This window comes from uncultured Campylobacter sp. (assembly GCF_963517995.1).
Classification (GTDB): Bacteria; Campylobacterota; Campylobacteria; order Campylobacterales; family Campylobacteraceae; genus Campylobacter_A.
On record NZ_CAUQHQ010000032.1, the window covers coordinates 1 to 20,636 of the forward strand.

Annotated in this window: 18 protein-coding genes; 14 read left to right on the top strand and 4 right to left on the bottom strand. The window is 47.0% G+C overall.

Annotation, left to right across the window (positions count from 1 at the left end; genetic code table 11):
* The first annotated feature begins 343 nt into the window (after positions 1-343).
* From RYL88_RS04985 to RYL88_RS05025, 9 genes are all read left to right on the top strand, one after another.
* On the top strand, positions 344-898 hold the full coding sequence (locus RYL88_RS04985; protein ID WP_314989465.1) for a hypothetical protein: 555 nt from the start codon (positions 344-346) through the stop codon (positions 896-898).
* 151 nt (positions 899-1,049) lie between these two features.
* Positions 1,050-2,291 (top strand): uracil-xanthine permease family protein, encoded by a 1,242-nt coding sequence (locus tag RYL88_RS04990; RefSeq protein ID WP_314989467.1) that lies wholly within the window; start codon positions 1,050-1,052, stop codon positions 2,289-2,291.
* Positions 2,292-2,503: 212 nt separating this feature from the next.
* Positions 2,504-4,612, top strand: a complete 2,109-nt coding sequence (gene topA, locus RYL88_RS04995) for a type I DNA topoisomerase (RefSeq protein WP_314989468.1) — start codon at positions 2,504-2,506, stop codon at positions 4,610-4,612.
* A 306-nt stretch (positions 4,613-4,918) separates the two neighbouring features.
* Entirely contained in the window at positions 4,919-5,758 is an 840-nt protein-coding gene (locus RYL88_RS05000) for a biotin synthase (protein ID WP_314989469.1), read from the top strand.
* Positions 5,758-6,105, top strand: coding sequence for a fluoride efflux transporter CrcB (gene crcB, locus RYL88_RS05005; protein ID WP_004321460.1), 348 nt, complete (start codon positions 5,758-5,760; stop codon positions 6,103-6,105). Before RYL88_RS05000 ends, crcB begins: the two co-directional genes overlap by 1 nt.
* A 271-nt stretch (positions 6,106-6,376) precedes the next feature.
* Positions 6,377-7,903, top strand: coding sequence for a flagellin B (locus RYL88_RS05010; RefSeq protein ID WP_297965977.1), 1,527 nt, complete (start codon positions 6,377-6,379; stop codon positions 7,901-7,903).
* Positions 7,904-8,300: 397 nt separating this feature from the next.
* Positions 8,301-9,473, top strand: coding sequence for a cation:proton antiporter (locus RYL88_RS05015; RefSeq protein ID WP_297965975.1), 1,173 nt, complete (start codon positions 8,301-8,303; stop codon positions 9,471-9,473).
* Complete coding sequence (locus RYL88_RS05020; protein WP_314989471.1) at positions 9,470-10,744, top strand: citrate synthase; 1,275 nt, start codon at positions 9,470-9,472, stop codon at positions 10,742-10,744. Before RYL88_RS05015 ends, RYL88_RS05020 begins: the two co-directional genes overlap by 4 nt.
* A 368-nt stretch (positions 10,745-11,112) precedes the next feature.
* A complete protein-coding gene (locus tag RYL88_RS05025) occupies positions 11,113-11,985 on the top strand; it encodes a 3'(2'),5'-bisphosphate nucleotidase CysQ (protein WP_314989473.1) in 873 nt (290 codons plus the stop codon).
* Positions 11,986-12,219: 234 nt separating this feature from the next.
* On the opposite strand, the gene tsaD is transcribed toward RYL88_RS05025, so the two are convergent.
* The 3 genes from tsaD to RYL88_RS05040 all read right to left on the bottom strand — a co-directional run bounded on the left by tsaD (position 12,220) and on the right by RYL88_RS05040 (position 16,914).
* Positions 12,220-13,218: a tRNA (adenosine(37)-N6)-threonylcarbamoyltransferase complex transferase subunit TsaD gene (gene tsaD / locus RYL88_RS05030; protein ID WP_314989485.1), complete on the bottom strand. Its 999-nt coding sequence runs from the start codon at positions 13,216-13,218 to the stop codon at positions 12,220-12,222.
* A 643-nt stretch (positions 13,219-13,861) separates the two neighbouring features.
* A complete protein-coding gene (gene creD, locus RYL88_RS05035; RefSeq protein ID WP_314989475.1) occupies positions 13,862-15,190 on the bottom strand; it encodes a cell envelope integrity protein CreD in 1,329 nt (442 codons plus the stop codon).
* Between the two features lie 224 nt (positions 15,191-15,414).
* Entirely contained in the window at positions 15,415-16,914 is a 1,500-nt protein-coding gene (locus RYL88_RS05040; protein ID WP_314989476.1) for a C69 family dipeptidase, read from the bottom strand.
* A 212-nt stretch (positions 16,915-17,126) separates the two neighbouring features.
* Between RYL88_RS05040 and rpmI the strand changes: the two genes are divergently transcribed.
* From rpmI to RYL88_RS05065, 5 genes are all read left to right on the top strand, one after another.
* Positions 17,127-17,318, top strand: coding sequence for a 50S ribosomal protein L35 (rpmI, locus tag RYL88_RS05045; RefSeq protein WP_297965965.1), 192 nt, complete (start codon positions 17,127-17,129; stop codon positions 17,316-17,318).
* An 82-nt stretch (positions 17,319-17,400) separates the two neighbouring features.
* Complete coding sequence (gene rplT, locus RYL88_RS05050) at positions 17,401-17,754, top strand: 50S ribosomal protein L20 (RefSeq protein WP_002944116.1); 354 nt, start codon at positions 17,401-17,403, stop codon at positions 17,752-17,754.
* 159 nt (positions 17,755-17,913) lie between these two features.
* Positions 17,914-18,402 carry a hypothetical protein gene (locus tag RYL88_RS05055; RefSeq protein ID WP_314989479.1) on the top strand — a complete coding sequence of 163 codons (489 nt, stop codon included), beginning with the start codon at positions 17,914-17,916 and terminating at the stop codon, positions 18,400-18,402.
* 263 nt (positions 18,403-18,665) lie between these two features.
* Complete coding sequence (locus RYL88_RS05060; protein ID WP_314989481.1) at positions 18,666-19,166, top strand: hypothetical protein; 501 nt, start codon at positions 18,666-18,668, stop codon at positions 19,164-19,166.
* Between the two features lie 9 nt (positions 19,167-19,175).
* A complete protein-coding gene (locus tag RYL88_RS05065; protein ID WP_314989483.1) occupies positions 19,176-19,853 on the top strand; it encodes a DUF4304 domain-containing protein in 678 nt (225 codons plus the stop codon).
* A 238-nt stretch (positions 19,854-20,091) separates the two neighbouring features.
* Here RYL88_RS05065 and RYL88_RS05070 read toward each other — a convergent pair whose 3' ends face one another.
* Positions 20,092-20,463 (bottom strand): hypothetical protein, encoded by a 372-nt coding sequence (locus RYL88_RS05070; protein ID WP_314748094.1) that lies wholly within the window; start codon positions 20,461-20,463, stop codon positions 20,092-20,094.
* Positions 20,464-20,636: the final 173 nt, after the last annotated feature.

The following is a 20,636-nucleotide window of genomic DNA, read 5'->3' on the forward strand; positions in this document are numbered from 1 at the left end:
GCTTGGGAGAGGAAGGGGCGACGCTTCGTAAGTAGTACCCCCCCTTCCTCTCCCGAAGAAAAGAAAAAGGGAGCTCTTTTGCTTCAGCTACGCTTCGCAACTGCTAGCGGAGCGTAATTCAAGCCCCTTCCCCCTTAACAAGAAAGATTAAATTGCACAAAAACTCTAATTTATAACGTTAAATTTAACCAAACCAAATTTAGCATTTTTGCGGTGCGGGTCTAGGCGAGTAAATTTAAAATTTGCCCGAAAAATTTGCTTAAAACGGCGCATTTTCGTCGTCGTAACCGTCGCTAATATGCTATAATTTTAATTTTATTTAATTTACACCAAAGGAACAAAGATGAACGAGAGAGTGCCTACCTATCTAGCAAACCGCGTATTTAACGCCGCGGCGGACGATTGTTTAAACGCGCAGATAAAGTCTGCCGCGGGCGGAGAATACTTTGAAATTTATTATTTCGGAGATATTTTACGTAGCAAAGACCTGCCAAACGACTATATCGTCGATTTTTACGATAACGATGATGAGCTTGTTCCGTGCAAGCTCGTAGCTAAATGCGTAAAAAGCGGCGAGGAAATTTTGCTTTTTGACGGCGCAGCGCACGGCTATAACGCGATGTTTTGCGATGAATTAGACGCAAAAAAGGTCGCAAAACGCGAGCTTGCCAAATTTGATTTGCCGCCGTGCAAGGTTTATATCGAATTAGGCTACAGTATCGATTACGACGACGAAATAGACGAATACGATAGGGACGAACAAGGCAGGGTTTTGCTGATAAACGGCCGGACCGCTTCGTGGGAGGAAGTGAAGGCAAACGGCTTTGACTATATCGCCGTAACCTGCGAGGACGAGACGGGCAAGAGGACGGAGATACTTTCGCTTGAGCTTGCGTAGGCTAAATTTACTCGCATTTAGGGCAAGTAAATTTAGCGCTTATTTGCGGTTGCGAAGCGTCGTCGATCAGATCCCGCAAAAAGCGTTTATTTGCCTGTCGCAGGCAAGGCGCCGTGAAGAAAGATCGGCCGCAAAATAAAAAGAGGAAAAAATGGAAAAATACGAAGGCTACAATCTCAGGCTACGCGACGCTCTCGTCGGCGTACAGTTTCTATTCGTCGCGTTTGGCGCGCTCGTGCTGGTGCCGATATTAACGGGGCTTGATACGTCCGTGGCGCTGTTTACGGCGGGTATCGGCACGCTGCTGTTTCAGCTAATCACGCGCAAAAACGTCCCGCCGATCTTTCTCGCGTCTAGCTTCGCGTTCATCGCGCCGCTTAGCTTTGGCGTGAAGGAGTGGGGCATTGCCGCGACGATGGGCGGAGTGGTTGCGGCGGGGCTGTTTTACGTGGCTTTGAGCTTGCTCATTAGGCTCAAAGGCGAGGGATTCTTGCATAAAATTTTACCGCCCGTGGTCGTGGGACCCGTCATCATGACGATCGGCCTCATCCTCTCGCCCGCGGCCGTAAATATGGTCATGGGCAAAGGCAAAGAAGCGCTCTATACGCAGGGCCAGTCGCTAACCATCGCGCTCATCTCGCTCTCGGCGGTTATCGTAGTTATGATGTTTGGCCGCGGCATGCTGCGCCTCGTGCCGATACTTTGCGGCATCGCGGCTGGATACTGCGCGTCGCTGTTTGTCGGGATCGTGGATTTTACGCCGATTTTAAACGCGCCGTGGTTTGCGCTGCCGCATTTCACCGTGCCGGTTTTCAAACTCGAAGCCGTGATCTACATGGTGCCCATCGCTATCGCGCCCGCGATCGAGCACATCGGCGATATGCTTGCGATAAGCAACGTCACGAAGGAAAATTTCCTAAAAAACCCGGGTCTTAAAAGCACGCTACTTGGTGACGGACTCGCGACGTCGCTAGCAGGCTGCTTTGGCGGACCGCCAAACACCACCTACTCGGAGGTCACGGGCGCGGTTAGCATCACGAAGGCCTATAATCCCGCCATCATGACCTTTGCCGCGCTTGCGGCGATACTGCTAGCCTTCGTGGGTAAGCTCGGCGCCGCGCTCTCCACGATTCCCGCTCCCGTCATCGGCGGCATCATGCTGCTGCTTTTCGGTATCATCGCTAGCGTGGGCATGGAAACGCTCATAAAAAACAGCGTGGATCTGGCCGAGCCGCGCAATATGATCATCGTCGCGCTCATCTTCGTCTGCGCGATCGGCGGCATGGTGCTGGATTTTGGCGCGATGAGCTTTAGCGGCGTAGGGCTCGGCGCGCTCATCGGCATCACGCTAAATTTGGTGCTGCCAAAGACCAAGCATTTTGACGGGTACTAAGTTAAATTTGCGCGGAGCTTGAGTCGTTTCGCGCGGTTGCGGGTAAATTTAGGCCGCGGGGATGTTTGCCGTTTGGTAGCCCGGCTTAAATTTACGAGCGCGCCAAATTCGCTCCGCTTGAAGCCTGACGCGAGTTTAAATTTTCACTCCTCTTTCGTTTTTAGGCGAAAAATTTGCTACAATTACCGCAAAAAATTAAAAAGGCTATATTAATGAAAAGCTTAATCATCGTGGAATCTCCCGCGAAAGCCAAAACGATAAAAAATTTTCTTGGGCCAGGCTACGACGTCATCGCATCAAAAGGCCATATCAGGGATCTGCCGAAGACGGCATTTGGTATCAAGATCGAGGGCGAAAAATTTACGCCCGAGTATAGGATCAGCGCCGATCACTCCGCGATCGTAAAAGAGATCAAAGAACTCGCCAAAAATGCGGGCCAAATCTACCTCGCGACCGATGAGGACCGCGAAGGAGAGGCTATCGCCTACCATATCGCCGCAGCCATCGGCAAAAAGCCCGAGAGTCTGCCTCGCATCGTGTTTCACGAGATCACCAAAAGCGCCATCGAGGCCGCTTTAAAAAACCCGCGCACTATAAATATGGATAGCGTAAACGCGCAGCAAGCCCGCCGCCTGCTAGACCGAATCGTGGGCTACAAGCTCTCGCCGCTGTTAAATTTAAAAATCCAAAAAGGGCTAAGCGCGGGACGCGTGCAAAGCGCCGCTCTAAAAATCATCGTAGATAGAGAGCGCGAGATTCGGGACTTTAAACCGATCGAATACCACAGTATAGACGCGGTTTTTAAAAAAGACCTTGACGCCGAGCTAGTTAAATTTGAAGCGCAAAAGATAGAAAAGCTAACTATAACAAACGCCGACCGAGCCAAATTTATCGTGGAAAATCTAAAAAGCGATAAATTTAGCGTCCGCGAGATCGAAGCCAAAGAGCGCAAAACCGAGCCCGCGCCGCCGTTTATGACCTCGACGCTACAACAAAGCGCGAGCAACCGCCTAGGCTTTAGCCCGAAAAAAACGATGATGATCGCGCAAAATTTGTATGAGGGCGTGCAGACGCATCAGGGCTTCATGGGCGCGATAACGTATATGAGAACAGACAGCCTAAATCTCGCCAAAGAAGCCGTCGCCGCCGCACGCGAAACGATCGAGAAAGAGTACGGCGAACGCTACTTGCCCGCTAAGGCTAAAATTTACGCAACCAAAAGTAAAGGCGCGCAGGAAGCCCACGAGGCGATTCGTCCGACAAATCTTAGCTTCACGCCCGCTATCGCCGCGCAATACCTCGAAAAAGACGCACTACGCCTCTACACGCTCATCTACAACCGCTTTTTAGCGTGTCAAATGAGTGCGAGCGTGAGCCAGACGCAAAACGTATTCGTCGCGGGCGCAAAAGGCGAGTTTAAAATAAGCGGCCGCAAGGTGCTGTTTGACGGATTTTACCGCGTTTACGGCGATATGGATAAGGATAAAATTTTGCCTGACCTAAAAATCGGCGACGAAATGAGCCTGCAAAGCATCAAAAGCTCGCAGCACTTCACCGAACCCCCGTCTCGCTACTCGGAGGCCGGGCTCGTTAAAAAGCTAGAAAGCCTAGGCATCGGGCGCCCTAGCACCTACGCGCCGACCATCTCGCTGCTAACCTCTCGCGACTACGTCAAAGTCGAGAAAAAGCAGCTCGTACCAAACGAGATCGCCTTTACGATGATGGGCGTTTTGGAGGAGCATTTTAGCGATATCGTAGATAGCGAATTTACGTCAAATATGGAAGAAAAGCTCGACCACGTCGCCGAAGACAAAGCCGACTGGCAAAAGCTTTTGAGCGATTTTTATCATCCGTTTATGGATAAAATTTCAGCCGGCAAAACGGGCATAAAAAGCCAAAAAGTCGCCACTCCGATCGGAGAAAAATGCCCCGAGTGTGGCGGCGAACTACTGCTGCGAAAGGGACGCTACGGCGAGTTTATCGCGTGCGGAAATTTCCCTAAGTGCAAATACTCGCGCAATATCGCCAAGGCAGAACAAGGCGCGCAGGAAGGCGAAATGGCGACAAAGCCGAAAAAAGAGCTCAAAAAGATCGACGTACCGTGTCCAAAATGCGGCGGCGACGTCGTGGAGAGATTTAGCCGCAGGGGTAAATTTTACGGCTGCGCAAACTACCCAAAATGCGACTTCGTCTCAAACTACGAGCCGGTCGCGCAAAAATGCGACGAATGCGGCGGCGATATGATCAAAAAAGAGCTCAAAAAAGGGACGTTTCACGAATGCGTGAAGTGCAAGAAGAAGGTACAAATAGAAAATTCGTAAATTTTGTTTGTTTGAATAATTTTTAAAATTTCACTCGCTCAAAGCAGTTACCTACCAAATTTCAGCTTCGCTATCGCTTGGCACGAAATTTGGAGGCGAAAGCTTTTCGGTCGTAAAATTTTAAAAATTCTTGAGAATCAAGTTTACAAAATTTGAATGCAAAACGATAAGGCGAAGTATTTTTGTTCTAGGCGAGGCGGATTTAAATTTTATGACGGGAGCTACCTCGTCGGTAGTGACCGAGTAAAATTTAAATCCAACGAAGTATAGAGCAAAAAGACAAGCCGCTAAAAAAGGAATAATCTAATGAAAACTATTATGTTGTGTGCTATTTGCTCGGTTAGCTCGGGCAACTGCTCCGAGGACTGCGGCTACTGTACGCAAAGCGCAGGTATAAATGCCGATATCGAAAAATACAAAATCAAATCAGCCGAGCAAGTCGTCGCCGAGGCCAAGATCGCGGCGGCAAACCACGCGCTGGGCTTTTGCCTCGTCACCAGCGGCGCAAGGCTCACTGATAAAAAGACCGAGGAGATCGCCCGCCTCGCGCGCGCCGTAAATAAAGAAGTCCCAAACCTCATGCTGATCGCTTGCAACGGCATGGCGACGCTGCCGCAGCTAAAAGAGCTAAAAAGCGCGGGCGTGTTTAGCTACAACCACAACCTCGAGACCTCGCGCGAGTTTTTTCCGCAAATTTGCTCGACGCATAGCTGGGACGAGCGCTGGCAGACCAACATCGACGCCAAAGAAGCGGGACTGATGCTTTGCACGGGCGGCATTTACGGGCTTGGCGAGAGCGAGGCCGACCGCGCGAGCCTGCAAGCTAGCCTAAAAGAGCTAGACCCCTTTTCTAGCCCGATAAATTTCTTCATCCCAAATGACGCGCTACGCGTCAAACGGCCGCCTATGGGAGTGGACGAAGCCCTGCGGATCATCGACGACACCGTTGCTGCACTGCCTAACACTCGCGTGATGATCGCAGGCGGTCGCGAGAAAATTTTAGGCGAACGCCAATACGAAATCTTTGATCATGGCGTCTCCGCCGTCGTTATCGGCGACTATCTCACAACCAAAGGCGAGGTCGCTAGCCGTGATATCGCCGAGTTTAAGGCGCGCGGATTTAACTTCGCGACGCTTTGCCACTGATGCAAAATTTGCTCTTAATCGGGTGCGGCGGATTTTTGGGGTCGGTTTGTAGAGCTGTTTTAAGCGGCGCGGTCGCTAAATTTTGCCCCGATTTTCCGCTTGCTACCCTTTGCGTCAATGCTCTTGGTAGCTTTTTGATCGGCGTACTACTCTCGTTAAATTTGAGCGAAAATTTAAGGCTATTTCTAGTCGTCGGCGCGCTCGGCGGTTTTACGACGTTTTCGACGTTTAGCTATGAGACGGTGCGCCTTTTTAGCTCGGGACAAAATTTAGCCGCATTTTTAAACGCGTTTTTTAGCGTTTCTGTTTGCCTCGGGTTTTGTTATCTAGGCACCGTTATTCGCTAAAATCTAAATTTTAGGCACCGAGACTCGCGCCTCTAAGGTGCTAAATTTGACGTTGCAATATTATATAGGGCTTGGGATTTAAATCGCACTCTGCACACAGTTGCGAGCGTTTTGGCTTGTTTAATCTGTGCTGCGCCCGATTTTTCGGGGGTTTTCTCGTCAAATTTAAAATTTTTGCAATTTTTTTTCTTTTTCCCTAAAGTTTTTTTGATTTCGTCCGATATAGTTTTTGAACGACAAGAAGTCGTAATTAAACTTAAAAGGATTTACAATGAGTTTTCGTATTAACACGAATGTAAACGCTCTAAACACACACGCAAACGCAGTCGGTAACAACCGCAACCTTTCTCTTTCTTTGGGTAAACTTAGCTCAGGCCTAAGAATCCAGACTGCAGCAGACGACGCTTCGGGTCTTGCTATCGCTGATAGCCTAAGAAGCCAAGCTAGCGCGCTTGGTCAAGCCATCAACAACGGTAACGACGCTATCGGTATCATCCAAGTAGCCGATAAAGCTATGGACGAGCAGCTAAAAATTCTTGATACTATCAAGGTAAAAGCTACCCAGTCAGCCCAAGACGGTCAAACAAGCGATTCTCGTCAAGCTTTGCAAGCCGATATCGTTCGCCTAATGGAAGAGCTAGACAACATCGGTAATACTACGTCTTTCAACGGTCAGCAGCTACTAAACGGAACATTCTCTAACAAAGAATTCCAAATCGGCGCTTACTCAAACCAAACTGTTAAGGCTTCTATCGGCGCTACTACGTCAGATAAGATCGGTCTAACTAGATTTGAGAGTTCAAAACTATTAACGCTTGCGAATGCTTTTTCTAAAGCTTCTTTAAACGTTGTCGATATGAAATTTTTAAACGTAGACGGCGTAAATGATGTTCGTGTTGCTAAAGCTACTATAGGAACCGGTTTAGGTCAAGGTGTAGGCGCGTTAGCTGAAAATATCAATAAAGTAGCGAATAAAACGGGCGTTAGAGCCACGTTTGACGTAACTTGGAGAGGTACGGCATCAGTAGCGATACCAGGAGGACTTATCAAGAGCCTTTCTATCAACGGCGTAAAAATAGGCGACCTTGACGTAAAAGCAAACGACAGCAACGGCGCTTTAGTAAATGCTATCAATAAAGTAAAAGACCAAACCGGCGTAGAGGCTTCGGTAGACGCAGAAACTGGAACTATGGTCTTAACTAGCCGCGACGGCCGAGGCATACAAGTAAAAGGCGGCGACCTTTCAAAAGGTCTAGGTAAGGGAACGGCTGCGTTAACCAAAGGTTTCGTAGGTCGTTTGAATCTAGTTCGCTTGGACGGACGCGATATAAAAATCGGCGGAACTACTAAACTTAATCTAAGTAAGGATGCATTTTCTGCAGACGGCGGTCAGCAACAGTCTGTTTCTCTAAGAGACGTTCGCGGCCAAATAGATAAAAAAGTAGCTACTGCTATGGGCTTTTCAAGAATGAGTAAAGAGCTAAGCGTAAATCAATCAGCGGGCGTTATGACCTTGCGCGGCGCTATGGCTGTTATGGATATCGCAGAGTCAGCTCAAAAAACTCTTGATCAGATCCGCTCTGACCTAGGTTCTGTTCAAAATCAGCTTGTCGCAACCGTAAACAACATCACGGTCACTCAAGTAAACGTAAAATCAGCCGAATCTCAAATCAGAGACGTTGATTTTGCTAGCGAGAGCGCAAACTTCTCTAAGTTTAATATCCTTGCTCAATCAGGAAGTTACGCTATGAGCCAAGCTAACTCCGTTCAGCAAAACGTTTTAAGACTACTTCAGTAGTATTAAAACGTTTCTAGGTGAAGTAAAGCCGTTTAGGCTTTACGAAACCGGAAAAACGTAAAATTTCTACGCGAAGCGGGGGCAACCCCGCATAGCGTAAATTTATACGAGTTCCTAGCCTGACAAATTTGCTTACGGCTAGGGACTTTGCTTGCGATTTTGGGTTAAGATAGCCTTAATCAAATCTCTTCAAATAAGTTTGTCTAAAGGCGAGAGCCTTTTTTTAAAAGTGAATTTTAGCCGAGTGTGCGCTCGGCTATTTTACTCTTAGTATTTGCCGTAAATTTCAAAGCCCAAATCCTAAAATTTAATCCAAAGCAGTCTTCTTAATTAGCGCAAATTTATCAAACCGTAACGAAGCTTAAGCTATAATCGCGCATTTTTAGAAAGGATAAATTTGCAAACCGACGGACTAAGTATTCTTATCGTTCTAGCTCTTATCGTTTTTTCATCGCCGTATTTTTCTAAAATTTTACGCATCCCTATCGCGCCCGTGGAGATTATTTTAGGCGCGCTCGCAGGATACCTAGGGCTCATAGGTCATAATGAAATGTTTAAAATCGTGAGCGAGGTCGGATTTTTTTATCTGATGTTTTTGGCGGGTACAGAGGTTGATTTAAAGATATTTTTTACCACCGATAAGAAAATTTTAAAGCTCGGACTCTTATATATCGCTATTCTTTATGCGCTTTCGGCATTTACTACCTTCGCGTTTAATATCGACAAGCTATTTATCTTGATAATTCCTTTGATGAGCGTGGGGATGATTTTTACGCTTTTTAAAGAGTACGGCAAGGATAAAGATTGGCTAAATTTAGGCATGCTCGTAGGCTCCATCGGAGAGGTCGTTAGCATTGCCGCGCTTACTTTCGTCGGAGCGTATATGAAATTTGGCGCCGGTAGCGAGCTTGCGCTTACAACGCTATATCTGGGCGGCTTTTTGGCGCTTAGCGCTGGCGCGTTTAAGGCGCTAAACGTACTATTTTGGTGGTATCCGCAGCTGCGCGTCATATTGATGCCTCACTACGATAATGCCGAAAAAGACATCCGTTTGTGCATGGCGCTGTTTTTTAGCATCATAGCGCTTATGCTTTACCTAAATTTAGAGATTGCATTCGGCGCGTTTGTAGCAGGAACCTTTATAGCGACCTTTTTTGATCATAAAAAAGACCTGCCGCATAAGCTTGCGAGTTTCGGCTTTGGATTTTTGGTGCCGACTTTTTTCGTTCATATCGGTTCGACGTTTAAGTTAAATGCTATTTTTATAGACGGAGTGGTTAGGGATGCGCTACTAATCGTAACAGTTATGACTTTGTTTAGAGCCGTGAGCGCGAGCGTATTTTTAAATTTGCTAGGTTTTCGCAAGACCCTTCTTTACGCGCTTTCGCACTCGATGCCCCTAACGCTTCTTATCGCGGTTGCTACCATAGCCTACAAATCAGGCGGTATAAATGAAAATTTTTACTTCTCTTTCATACTAGCGAGCCTAACTCAGGCTATAATAGTAACGATTTGTATCAAAATCCTAATGAGCTACGAAAATAAAAATTTGCAAAAGGAGCCAAAATGAGCGATACGGTTACGCTAACAGACAACAGAAACGGCAAAAGCTACGACTTTCCGATACTGCACGGTACGATGGGGCCCGACGTCATCGACATCTCGACCTTTTTTAGCGATACGGGGATGTTTACGTTTGACCGCGGATATACCTCGACGGCGATGTGCCGCTCTAGCATCACTTATATCGACGGGCTAAAAGGCGAGCTGATGTACCGCGGCTACGACATCGCGTATCTAGCGGAAAACAAAACCTTCATCGACGTGGCGTATCTGCTGCTAAATAAAGAGCTGCCGAACAAAAAGCAGTACGACGAATTTAAACTCGAGCTTAAAAAACGTAGCTTCATCCACGAGGGCATGATGAAAATTTTCGACGCTTTCCCGGATAAGGCGCATCCGATGGCGATCTTGCAGGCGGCGGTCTCGGCGCTTTCTGCGTTTTACTTTGACCACCTAAACATGGACAAGCCCGAGGAGTACCACGAGATGGCGATGCGAATAATCGCAAAGATCCCTACTATCGCGGCGTTTTCTTATAGATTTTCGCGCGGGTTGCCGATTATTTATCCGAATTTAGACCGCGGCTTTACCGAAAATTTCCTCTACATGATGAGAGCCTATCCGTACGAGCACGTGGATCTAAAACCTATCGAAGTTAAGGCGCTAGATACGGTCTTTATGCTACACGCCGACCACGAGCAAAACGCCTCCACGACGACCGTTCGCACCGTAGGCTCGACGCACGCGCACCCCTATGCGTGTATCGCCGCTGGTATCGGAGCGCTGTGGGGCTGGGCTCACGGCGGAGCAAACGAAGGCGTCATCCGCCAGTTAGAGCAGATCGGCTCGGTAGAAAACGTAGATAAATACATCGCCCGCGCCAAAGACAAAAACGATCCGTTTAGGCTGATGGGCTTTGGTCACCGCGTGTATAAAAACTTCGATCCGCGCGCCAAGGTGCTAAAATCTATGTGCGATAAGCTGTTTGACGAGATCGGCATAAACACCGAGCTTCTAAAAATCGCCAAAAAGATCGAGGATATCGCGCTAAACGACGAGTACTTCATCTCGCGCAACCTCTACCCGAACGTCGATTTTTACTCGGGACTGATTTTAAAGGCGCTTAGCATACCAAACGATATGTTCGCGGTTATTTTCGTCATCGGCAGGATCCCGGGCTGGATCAGTCAGTGGATAGAGCTAAAAGAGCAGGAGAGCATCAAGATCGTGAGGCCGAGGCAGCTATACGTGGGTGAGACGAATAGGACGCCGAAATAATTTTAAATTTGGCGGCTTGTCTTTTTCCTTTATACTTCGTTAGAAATTTCGCCGAAGCTCGGTTACGTATTTCATATACGCGCCCTCGCTCGGCTCATTTCCGCCTCGTCTAAAGAAAAAATACGGCGCCTTAACTCTTTAAGCTAAGATAAAAATTTATATTTTCAAGGCGCTGGTCTGGGCAGCTCAAATTTACAAATTTGACTTTAAATTTGAATACAAAACGACAAGGCGAAGTATTTTGAGATGAATTTGAATGTTGTGCGGAAATTTTCGTCCCAAGGCTAGACAAATAGTCTGCCGCAGGGCGAAAATTTCAAACTCATTCAAAGGCGCTCAAAAGACAAGCCTTTTTAAAAGAAACTAAAATGCAAAATTTAAACGAATTATTAAACCTAGCCAAACTTGCGGCTCTAAAAGCAGGCGACGAGATAATGAAATTTTACGCCCACAAGGGCTTTGACGACGAGATTTTAGCGGCTCGTTCGACTTTGCCCGAAAGCGCGCGCAGCCAAAACTACCTGGATTTCGAAGTAAATTTAAAAACCGATCATTCGCCCGTGACCTCGGCCGATCTCGCGGCAAACGCTACGATATTTGAAACGCTAAAAAGCTCGCAGATTCAAATTTGCTCGGAGGAAAAAATTTTAGGCGAGTCCGCGCGGACGTTTTGGCTCATCGATCCGCTAGACGGCACAAAGGATTTTATCGAGGGTAGCGGCGAGTTTTGCGTCTGCATCGCGCTCATAGAGGACGGGCGCCCTGTTCTTGGCGTCATCTACGTGCCCGTTACCGGTGAAATTTATAGCGCGGCAAAAGGCGGACGAACGCAAAAAGAGCTTTATAAAAACGGCGCGTTTATCCCGCAAATTTTAGCCGCAAAAGAGCGTGCGCCGCAAACGATAATCAGCGGCAAACGCGGCAAAAACGTAACGGCCGGCAAGCTCGCAAGCGCCCTAAATTTGGACATCGCGCGACTAAGCTCGGCGATCAAATACTGCCGCATCGCCGAAAATCTCGCGGGCGCTTACATGCGCTACTCGCCAAGCTCTATCTGGGACAACGCCGCTGGCGAGATGATCGCTGCGGGCGCTGGCGCAAAGATGATCGATCTAGCGACGCTGAATGCCCCGATCTACGACGCCGCCTCGCTAAAAAACAACGAGTTTATCGTCATCGCAAAGGATTTTTTAGCTCGCGAGGATGAAATTTTACGAGCGATAAAGCATATAAAGTTATAAACCAAATTTGCAAGCCGTCGCTATGAGAACGCCATTGTACTAGGAGCCACCTTGTAAATTTGGACAGCTAAAATTTAGCAATAAAACCGCCAAATTTACCCTTTTTATTCACGCATTTTTCGGAAAGCAGATTCTTAATTGCTAGCTAAATTTTATTTGCCGACCGTAAAATCTGAAATTTTCAGCCGCAAAAAGTCAAATTTAAAAAAAGTAAAATTTAGTCTTAAGCCAAATCTAAATCCTCGTTAGCTCGCTTCTAGGACTTGCCTGCAGATCAAGCCCCGCAAACTCGCCGCGCAGGTATTTTTCTCGTCCTGCGCGCGCGATCATCGCGGCATTATCGGAGCAAAACTCCAGCGGCGCGCAGATGAGCTCGCAGCCGTATTTCTCGCACAGAGCCTGCAGGCGGGAGCGCAGATTTAGATTCGCGCTTGCTCCGCCCACGACGCCGAAACGCTCAAATTTACGCTGGGCAAATATCTTTTCTAGCTTGTTTAAGATATGCTTGCAAGCGGTATTTTCAAAGGCAAAGCAGATATCCGCGACATCCTGCGCGCCCAAATTTCTGCTTGCGGCGAGCTTTTCGGTTTCGACGCGGACTTGATTTTTTAGCCCCGAGAAGCTATACGCCGTGCGCGCGTCGCCAAGTAGCGGCACGGTAAATTTAAACCTCTCGCGCCCGCTCTTTGCCGCCTTTTCGACCGCTACGCCGCCCGGATATCCAAGCCCCAGCATCTTTGCGACCTTGTCAAAGCTCTCGCCGAAGCTATCGTCCATCGTGGCAGCCAGCACGCCGACAGCCCCGTCCGCGCCGATATCTAGCACCATCGTGTGCCCGCCGCTAACTAGCAGCACGCCAGCGGGCAGCCGAGCCTCCTGCGACAAAAATAGCGAATACACGTGCCCCGCGAGATGATTTACGGCGATTAGCGGCACGCGCAGCGACGAGGCGAGCGCCTGTGCCATCGCGACGCCGCCCACTAGGCTCACGGATAGCCCCGGCTCGTTCGTGACGGCGACGGCTTTGACGCGGGGTAGCTCAGACTTGATCTGCTCCAAAATTTTAGGCAACGCAGCCGTATGCAGGCGCGCAGCTAGCTCTGGTACCACTCCGCCAAATGCGCAGTGCTCGGCATCCTGCGAGATTTTTTTGTGAAATTTTAGCTCTAGCGTCTCTATGTCGAGCAGCGCCACCGAGCTGTCGTCGCAGCTGCTTTCTATACCCAAAATCAGCCCGCTCGCACTGCCATTTTGTAAATTTTCGCTCATTTTGTAAAATTTCCTTTTTTAGCGCATTTTACCGCTTTTTGCTTTTGCGGTTATAAATTCGGCCCGCTTCCTAGCAAAGGCGGCAAAATGCGCGCGCAAATTGCTTGCCGTAAATTTGCGACTAATTCAAATTTACCGCCGAGACCCGAATCTTGACGGTGCTAAATTTGGTTTTTAAATTTTATACAATGCTTGAAAGTATCTTGTTTTCTTGTTAAGGGGGAAGGGGCTTGAATTACGCTCTGCTTTGCAGTTGCGAAGCGTAGCTGAAGCAAAAGAGCTCCCTTTTTCTTTTTTCGGGAGAGGAAGGGGATTCTACTTACGAAGCGTCGCCCCTTCCTCTCCCACACCCTCTCCAACCCCACTGCACGTGAGAGGTGGCGACACTGCTTTGCCTTACAGGCAAAGCGTCGCAAATTTTGTAAATTTTGATGGAGTTAAATTTATAAATTTGACTTCAAATTTGAGCGTAAAACAATAAGGCGAAGTATCGCGAGATGATTTTTCGAGTTTTGAAGCAAAATTTAAGCGTGCGCTAGGCATATAGCCTGCGGAGCGAAAATTTTGCGAAATCTCGAAAAGCGCTCGCGAGACAAGCCGAAGAGAGCTAAATTTTCAGCCCGTTTTCGTACCAATCTATCTTCCTGGTCAAATACATCACCAACGCTATCACCGCAAATATCATCACGCTGCCCATCAAAAGCGCGTAGTCCTCAGATTGCAAGATGCCGTAGAGCAAGCAGTAGCTAACCCCGTGTACGAGCGCGATAAATACGCCCCATTTGCGCGCCCGAAAGATCGCCGAGCCGTAGAAAAGTATCGTCGCGCACACGGCTGCGGCCGCGATGAGGTAGCTAGCTAGGAAGCTGATATGCTCGGAAAACGATAGTACGAGCAGGTAAAATAGCACGTCGGCGACTCCGATGAGCAGGTACTGGATCGGGTGGATACGGACGCGACTGTAAATTTCGCACAAAAATATCGCCAAAAACGGCACCGCCAGAAACAAGATCGCGTAGGTCACGCAGCGCGCGATGAGCGAGTAGTTGTTTACAGGGCTGATGAAGCTAGCCTCGACGCCCTCAAACCGTATATCGCGTCCGCCGTTCATGATCCACGCCTGCGGGACGCTGGTGCTAAGGCCTGAAATCTCCCACTGCGCGTTAAAGCCGCTGCTTGTGACTTCGCGAGATTTAGGCAGCCAGCCGCCGCTAAAAGACGGCGAGCTCCACGATGATTTTACGTCAAATTTATTATCCTGCCCCACGGGAACGAAGCTAGCGCTCTGTCCGCCTTGCATAGATAGCGTGCCCGCTAGCTCAAAGCCGCCGTTTGCTAAATTTGCGGGTAGCTTGTAGTGGACGCTTTGCCCAAAGGGTGAGTATTTAGGCGGCGCAAAAGACTGCGCGAGATCCTGTCCGTTTGCTTTTAGCGCGGGAAATGCAGTAAAGGTCTTTTTGCTACCCACGCCTAAAATCAGCGTTGCCTCGCTTAACAAAACGTCGCTTTCCGCTATATTTAGCTGCTCGAAATTTAGCGGGGCAAATTTGGCTTTTAGGGCGACTTCGCCGTTAAAAACGGGCACGCTAAAGATACCGCGCTTTAGATACTGAGGATTTAGCTGGGTCGATAGCTCATAAGACTGCGGCGCTATCATGATTTGCTCGGTGGTCTGCGATACCGTAGGTACGCCGTTTTCGTTATAGACGGCCGCTTGCTTTTTGTACGGCACCGAGATCAAAACGCCCTCGATCCTAAGCTCGCCGCCGACGGGTTGCATGATGGACTCCTCGGCGGTACGCTTGACGTAGGCGCGATCAGAGATCATCGAGCTGATGAAACCTAGCGGGATAAGTAGCAGCAAAAGCAAGACGAAAATAATGACTGGCTTCGTCCAAAAGCCGCCTCTGACGCTATCCATGATTTTGTTTTCCATTGGATTTCCTTTTGATTTTTTTCACTGCGATTTTAACTAGAAATCGTAATAAATCGGTAAAGGAGTCGGAAATTTCGGCTAAATTTCGGATTAAATTTAATGCCTAAAATCTACGGCTAAATTTACGCGAACTAAAATTAGCCGCTAAATTTAGCCTAGCTTGCCGGTGATAGCGCCTATCGCAAAACAAATAAGGCAGGCCGTAGCCCGCCTCGTAAGCTTGCCTAGTCTTTTTTGCCTTTGTTTAGCGATTTTAGCTTGGCGTCGGTGTCATCGGTTAGCATCGTGAAGATTTCATTGGTCAAATTTTGCGTCAAAGCCTTGGCTTCTTTCATCATATTTATCGAAAATTCGTTTAGTAGCTTGTTTGCTTTGGCTTTGTCTTTTTTGTAGAGCTTGACGTATTCGTCTTCAAATTTAGCCTGTTTGACCGCAAGCGCGTCCTCAAACTCCTTGTAGGCCTTTTTCACGACCGGCGAATACTTATCGTAATCCATCATCACGAGAGTTTGTAGCTTTCTATACGTCCAATAAATCGACTCGTCGTCGGCCTTATACGAGCCTTTGTCGTAGCCGTCGATAAATTTGTCGAGGCCATAGTAATACGGCAAATAAACGCCAAGATCAGACATACCAATCGCCACGTAGGTCACTCTGCCGATTTCTTGCGGTAGCCACGGGCGCACCTGCATCACGTGCGACTCGTAGGTTCTAAAGACGCTCACGGCGCGGTAGATGTTTTTTTGATTTTCGTCTTTGCTCGCGTAGTTATCGTACGCAGTGCCGTCGTAGTGGGATCTAAGAGCGTTTTTTAGATCCTGTACGCTTAGCTTTTTAGCCGGCTTTAAAAATACCGGATAGTTGCCGCCGTCAAGGGTCTGCTTGTCTTTTAGCTCGGGATTAAACATCTGCTGCACCCAGCAAACGCGCGGATAGTTGTAGGTTATATCCCTCTCGTCGTCTCTGGTGTAGGCTTTCGTAAACTGAAATTCGCCGTCTTTTGCCGGGTCGTAGGCGCCGTTATCTTGGGCAAATTTGATCAAATTTTTTGATCCCATGAAATTTGGATCGTTTTCTTTGTAGTTTTGCAGTCTGCCTTGGTTTGCGGAGACGAAATACTCGTCTTTTGGTAGTTTAACCGCCATCCAGTGATGACCCGTACCCGTTTCAAAGTACCAAAGCTCGTTTTTATCGACGAATACTACGCCAAAACCCTCTCCCGCACCCGTAGTTTCTACGATCTCGCCGAGCAGCTTCACGCCCTGCGCCGCGCTTTTCATACGAGGCAAAAGTACGTCCGGGATGTCGTCCTCCGTGATGCCGGTAGCTTCGTTATACGGATCGATTTTTAGCAGTTCGTCTTTAGCATATATGGTCTCGGTGCCGCTGATGCCGACGCCCGCGTCATTGTAGCCGACCGCGCCGTGAAGCTTGGTGTGGGAGTTTGCTATCGTCGTGTATCTCATGCCCTCTTTTGGCAGCGGATAGGTAAAATCATTTGCTCCGTCATGCGCCTTTGAGCTGTGGACGCCTTTTTGATCGGTTTTTTTGGGATGTATCAAAAATACCTGCGCCTTTACCGCCTTGCTATCGGCACTCCTGGCTATCAACATCGAGCCGTCGTCTGAGGCTCCCTCTCCAACCAAAATAGTCGTGCAAGCTAGCGCGTTTGCGCAAAACATCGCGCTTATTACCGCCGCAGAGGCGAGAAACTTTATCTTCATCGTTACTCCTTGATTTGAGATAATAAATCTAAGTGAAATTATAGGACTAAAAATATTAATTAAATCTAAAATTTAAGCTATTTTCAAGATTGCATTGTAAATTTGTTTTGCATTTTGACGCGCGCCTCGTCAAATTTAAATTTATTAAAGAAATTTTGGGTATAATCCCACTCTTACGCGTAAGGCGTAAAAGAAATTTTAAAAGGATTAGTATGCCTAAGATGAAGACAGTTCGCGGCGCTGCTAAACGTTTTAAAGTGGGCAAAAACAAGATCAAAAGAGGCTCTGCTTTTAGAAGCCACATTTTGACTAAAAAATCTCGCAACCGCAAGAGAGATTTACGCTCGCCTCAATACGTAGACGGCACAAACGTCGCAAGCGTCAAAGCGATGCTCGGAATTTAAGTTTTTGACGAAAAGTCATTCCAAACTCCCCCGAATTTGGGGCAAGACTCACTCAGTGAGCGCCGATTTGTAAAGGATAAATATGGCAAGAGTAAAAACAGGCGTAGTTAGAAGAAGACGCCATAAAAAAGTTTTAAAACTAGCTAGAGGTTTTTTCAGCGCTAGACACAAACACTTTAGAAAAGCTAAAGAGCAATTAGAAAGAAGTTTGGTCTATGCTTACCGCGACAGACGCCGCAAGAAACGCGACTTCCGCCGCTTGTGGATAGTGCGCATCAATGCTGCGTGCCGCCTAAACGACATTAGCTATTCGCGCTTTATCGCGGGACTTAAAAAAGCAAATATCGAGCTTGATAGAAAAATCTTAGCCGATCTAGCTATGAATGACGCAAAAGCTTTCAGCGAGCTAGCTTCAAAAGCAAAGGCTGCTTTATAATACCCAGGGGCGGCTTCCCGCTCCTTTTTCTTTAATTCTTTACTTTAGTTAAATTTTATCGTTTCTACCAAGTCGCAATAAAACAAATTTCGATCAAAATCTTAATTTTTATTTTTCGTTTTTTTTGATAAGATAACGCCTCAAATTTAAGGAGCAAAAATGGATATGCAAAAACTAAATCAAAATCTAAACAAACTCAACAAATTTTTATTTATTATCTTAGGCATCGCCGTCGCGATCTGGATCGGCGTAGAAGTTTTTATAGGCAGTAAAGTAGAATACATAAAAGAGCAGATGGAAGAAAACCTATGCGAAGCGTCAAACGTAAAAGAGATGCTGGCGCGACTAAATTTAGGCCTTCCAAGCAAACTAGATGAGATAAATACGCTAGAAAAAATCGTCTGCGAAAACCGCCGTTTTGTTTATCATTATGCACTCGGTAAAGGGCTAGAAATGGATGAAAGCGCGTTAAATGATAAAGATATCGCCGAACTAAAAGAGGAGCAAACAAAGGAACTCAAAAAAGAATTTTGCGAGGATACGCGGTTAAAGGCCGTGCGCGAGATAGCCGAGGGCGTGGATTTCGTCTATTTTTTGGGCGCTAAAGAGTTAATTCGGGTAAAGCTTGAAAGCAAAGATTGCGAGTAAATTTAGCTGCCTTGCCCAAAATCTTGCAAAAGCCATTAAAAAAGCTAGGTCAAATTTATGCTTTAAAAGCGATCGGTTTTAAAGACGAGTAGAGTCAGCATACGTCTAGCCGCTAAATAGGACTGAAATTAGTGTCGTCGCCCGCCCGTATTTTAAAAATATTTAGTTAAAATTCATATTTAGATTAAGATGTATTTTATAGCCGCGTGCTATCATACGCTCCGATGCGCTAATCAACCTAAAAAACGAAATAAAGGGTAAAAATGAAACGCTGGAGCAAACTTCAAAAACGGTTTTACGAACTCGTGGACGAGGGCATCGATTTTCAGATACACTGCGCGGTTTATAGGATGCAAAGCAGGCGCGGCGGCACGGATTTGCCGCGATATTTTATCACGCTTGCGGGCAAGATTATTTTTGATTACCCGAAGGATTTCGCACTAAAAGATGGCCGCATAAAAAGCCTAGCGCAGGGCGGCGCTCCTCTAGCGAAATTTTATCCGTATGATAGCGGCATAAGCGACATCGGCGAGCTTATCCGCGAATATATCGACACGCCCAAAGATGAGCTGTTTAAAAAGCATTTTGATGCCGATGAATGGGGGCTTGCAAATATCCTAAAGGCCGCCGACAAACGCATCGGCAAAAGGAGGCTACAAATTTTAGCTAAAAACAAGAAAAATCAAGCGATGCAAAAGGTCGTGCAAGCTAGGTTAAACTCTGCAGCAGATATTAAAACGTCCGAATTTAAACGAGAAATTTAAAGGAAAATCATGACTCCACGCGAGATATTTTTAAACGGCTGCAATGAAATCGCGGCGAATTTTGCAGACTTTAAACCCACGCAGAAGGGGCAAAAACTAAGTAAAAAAAGCGCCGACAAGGACGTTTCGTTCGAGATTTATTTTCAGTCAAGCATGCATAATCACGAGGGTAGCGTGGATATCTTGCCGCACGTCGCGATCTACTGCAAAAGCCTAAAAAAACTGATGCAAGAGGAGCTACCATACGCGACTGATCTCGTGTTTGCCAAGCAGCTGGGCTATCTCACGTCGCGCGGTTCGCTCCACTGGCAGCTCGCGGGTGCTAGCTTTGAGCCTAGCGTGCGCGAGATTAGCGCGGCTATCAAAGACTACGCGCTGCCTATTTTTGAGCTTTTTGAGGATAAACAAAAGGCGGCGGAGTTTATGATGCAACGCGGGACTAAATTTAACCCGAATTTAAAAGATACCGATTTATATCCGATTTTTTTCATGTTTTATTTTGGCGATAGGGACGCTGCGGAGGCGTTTTTTAACGTATTTTTAAACGACTGCTCTTTTAGAGGCAGATTTTACAAGCTTTACGATAAATTTGCCGGCACCTCGCAGGGATTTGACGCAAAATCTTTTGAGAGCGACGCTGCAGTTAAATTTGCATTTTTAAAAGGGCTTAAAATTTTAAATAACTGAAATTTTAATCGCAACTTTTAACGTTTTGCTTTTTGGCGGGATTGCTGGACGTTTTTGGCGCAGCGCTAGCAAGCTTAGCCGGCGACAGACGCCCCAAAGCGCGACTTTTGCCGCTTACGGATAGCGCGCGTTAAAGCTGCGTGCCGCTGAGATGTTAGCTATTCGCGTTTTATCGCTGGAATTAAAAGCAAAGGTTGCTTTAAAATAATTTTTGGGCGATTTGGCTCCAGGCTTAAATTTAAAACGGATTTTTTAAATACCAAGTCTCGTCAAATTTTTCAATATTAAATCTACGAATCCTCTCTCCGCTTGAAAATTGTACTTTAATCGCAAGCTCGGCATGTCTAGGGCCCAGCACGTCTATCCTATAAACGGATGCGTCAAGTATCTTATCCGATTTATTTTTTTCTAGCTCATTTTCTATCTTTTTTGCTATTTTATCCTGCTCGTCTTTGCTATCGGTTTTAACTAAAAACGCCATATCGACTGGATTATTTTTGATGGTTTTAACGACTATCGCGCCCAATTCCTCGGGCGTTTTTGCCTCGTCGCTTCCGCAGCCAACCATCACGAACGCGCCTAAAATCAATGAAAATAAAATCTTTTTCATCTTTTCTCCTACTAATAAATTTGTAGAAAATTGTATCGTTTTTTTTTTTTTTGTAAAGTCAAGCTTGCTTCATTTGAACTGTAGATGGTTGCATTTGCTTGACAGAACCGATATCAATAACCTTGTCAAAGATAAATTTAAGCTCCTCTTGGTGTGTGATAGCTAGTACGCCA

Bases quoted from the DNA above. Each gene is read 5' to 3' on its own strand.
- RYL88_RS05070 (WP_314748094.1), bottom strand. From the start codon at position 20,463: ATGAAAAAGATTTTATTTTCATTGATTTTAGGCGCGTTCGTGATGGTT.
- RYL88_RS05040 (WP_314989476.1), bottom strand. From the start codon at position 16,914: ATGAAGATAAAGTTTCTCGCCTCTGCGGCGGTAATAAGCGCGATGTTT.
- RYL88_RS04985 (WP_314989465.1), top strand. From the start codon at position 344: ATGAACGAGAGAGTGCCTACCTATCTAGCAAACCGCGTATTTAACGCC.
- RYL88_RS05020 (WP_314989471.1), top strand. From the start codon at position 9,470: ATGAGCGATACGGTTACGCTAACAGACAACAGAAACGGCAAAAGCTAC.
- RYL88_RS05060 (WP_314989481.1), top strand. From the start codon at position 18,666: ATGAAACGCTGGAGCAAACTTCAAAAACGGTTTTACGAACTCGTGGAC.
- crcB (WP_004321460.1), top strand. From the start codon at position 5,758: ATGCAAAATTTGCTCTTAATCGGGTGCGGCGGATTTTTGGGGTCGGTT.
- RYL88_RS05025 (WP_314989473.1), top strand. From the start codon at position 11,113: ATGCAAAATTTAAACGAATTATTAAACCTAGCCAAACTTGCGGCTCTA.
- rplT (WP_002944116.1), top strand. From the start codon at position 17,401: ATGGCAAGAGTAAAAACAGGCGTAGTTAGAAGAAGACGCCATAAAAAA.
- RYL88_RS05000 (WP_314989469.1), top strand. From the start codon at position 4,919: ATGAAAACTATTATGTTGTGTGCTATTTGCTCGGTTAGCTCGGGCAAC.
- creD (WP_314989475.1), bottom strand. From the start codon at position 15,190: ATGGAAAACAAAATCATGGATAGCGTCAGAGGCGGCTTTTGGACGAAG.
- rpmI (WP_297965965.1), top strand. From the start codon at position 17,127: ATGCCTAAGATGAAGACAGTTCGCGGCGCTGCTAAACGTTTTAAAGTG.
- RYL88_RS04990 (WP_314989467.1), top strand. From the start codon at position 1,050: ATGGAAAAATACGAAGGCTACAATCTCAGGCTACGCGACGCTCTCGTC.
- topA (WP_314989468.1), top strand. From the start codon at position 2,504: ATGAAAAGCTTAATCATCGTGGAATCTCCCGCGAAAGCCAAAACGATA.
- RYL88_RS05010 (WP_297965977.1), top strand. From the start codon at position 6,377: ATGAGTTTTCGTATTAACACGAATGTAAACGCTCTAAACACACACGCA.
- RYL88_RS05065 (WP_314989483.1), top strand. From the start codon at position 19,176: ATGACTCCACGCGAGATATTTTTAAACGGCTGCAATGAAATCGCGGCG.
- RYL88_RS05055 (WP_314989479.1), top strand. From the start codon at position 17,914: ATGGATATGCAAAAACTAAATCAAAATCTAAACAAACTCAACAAATTT.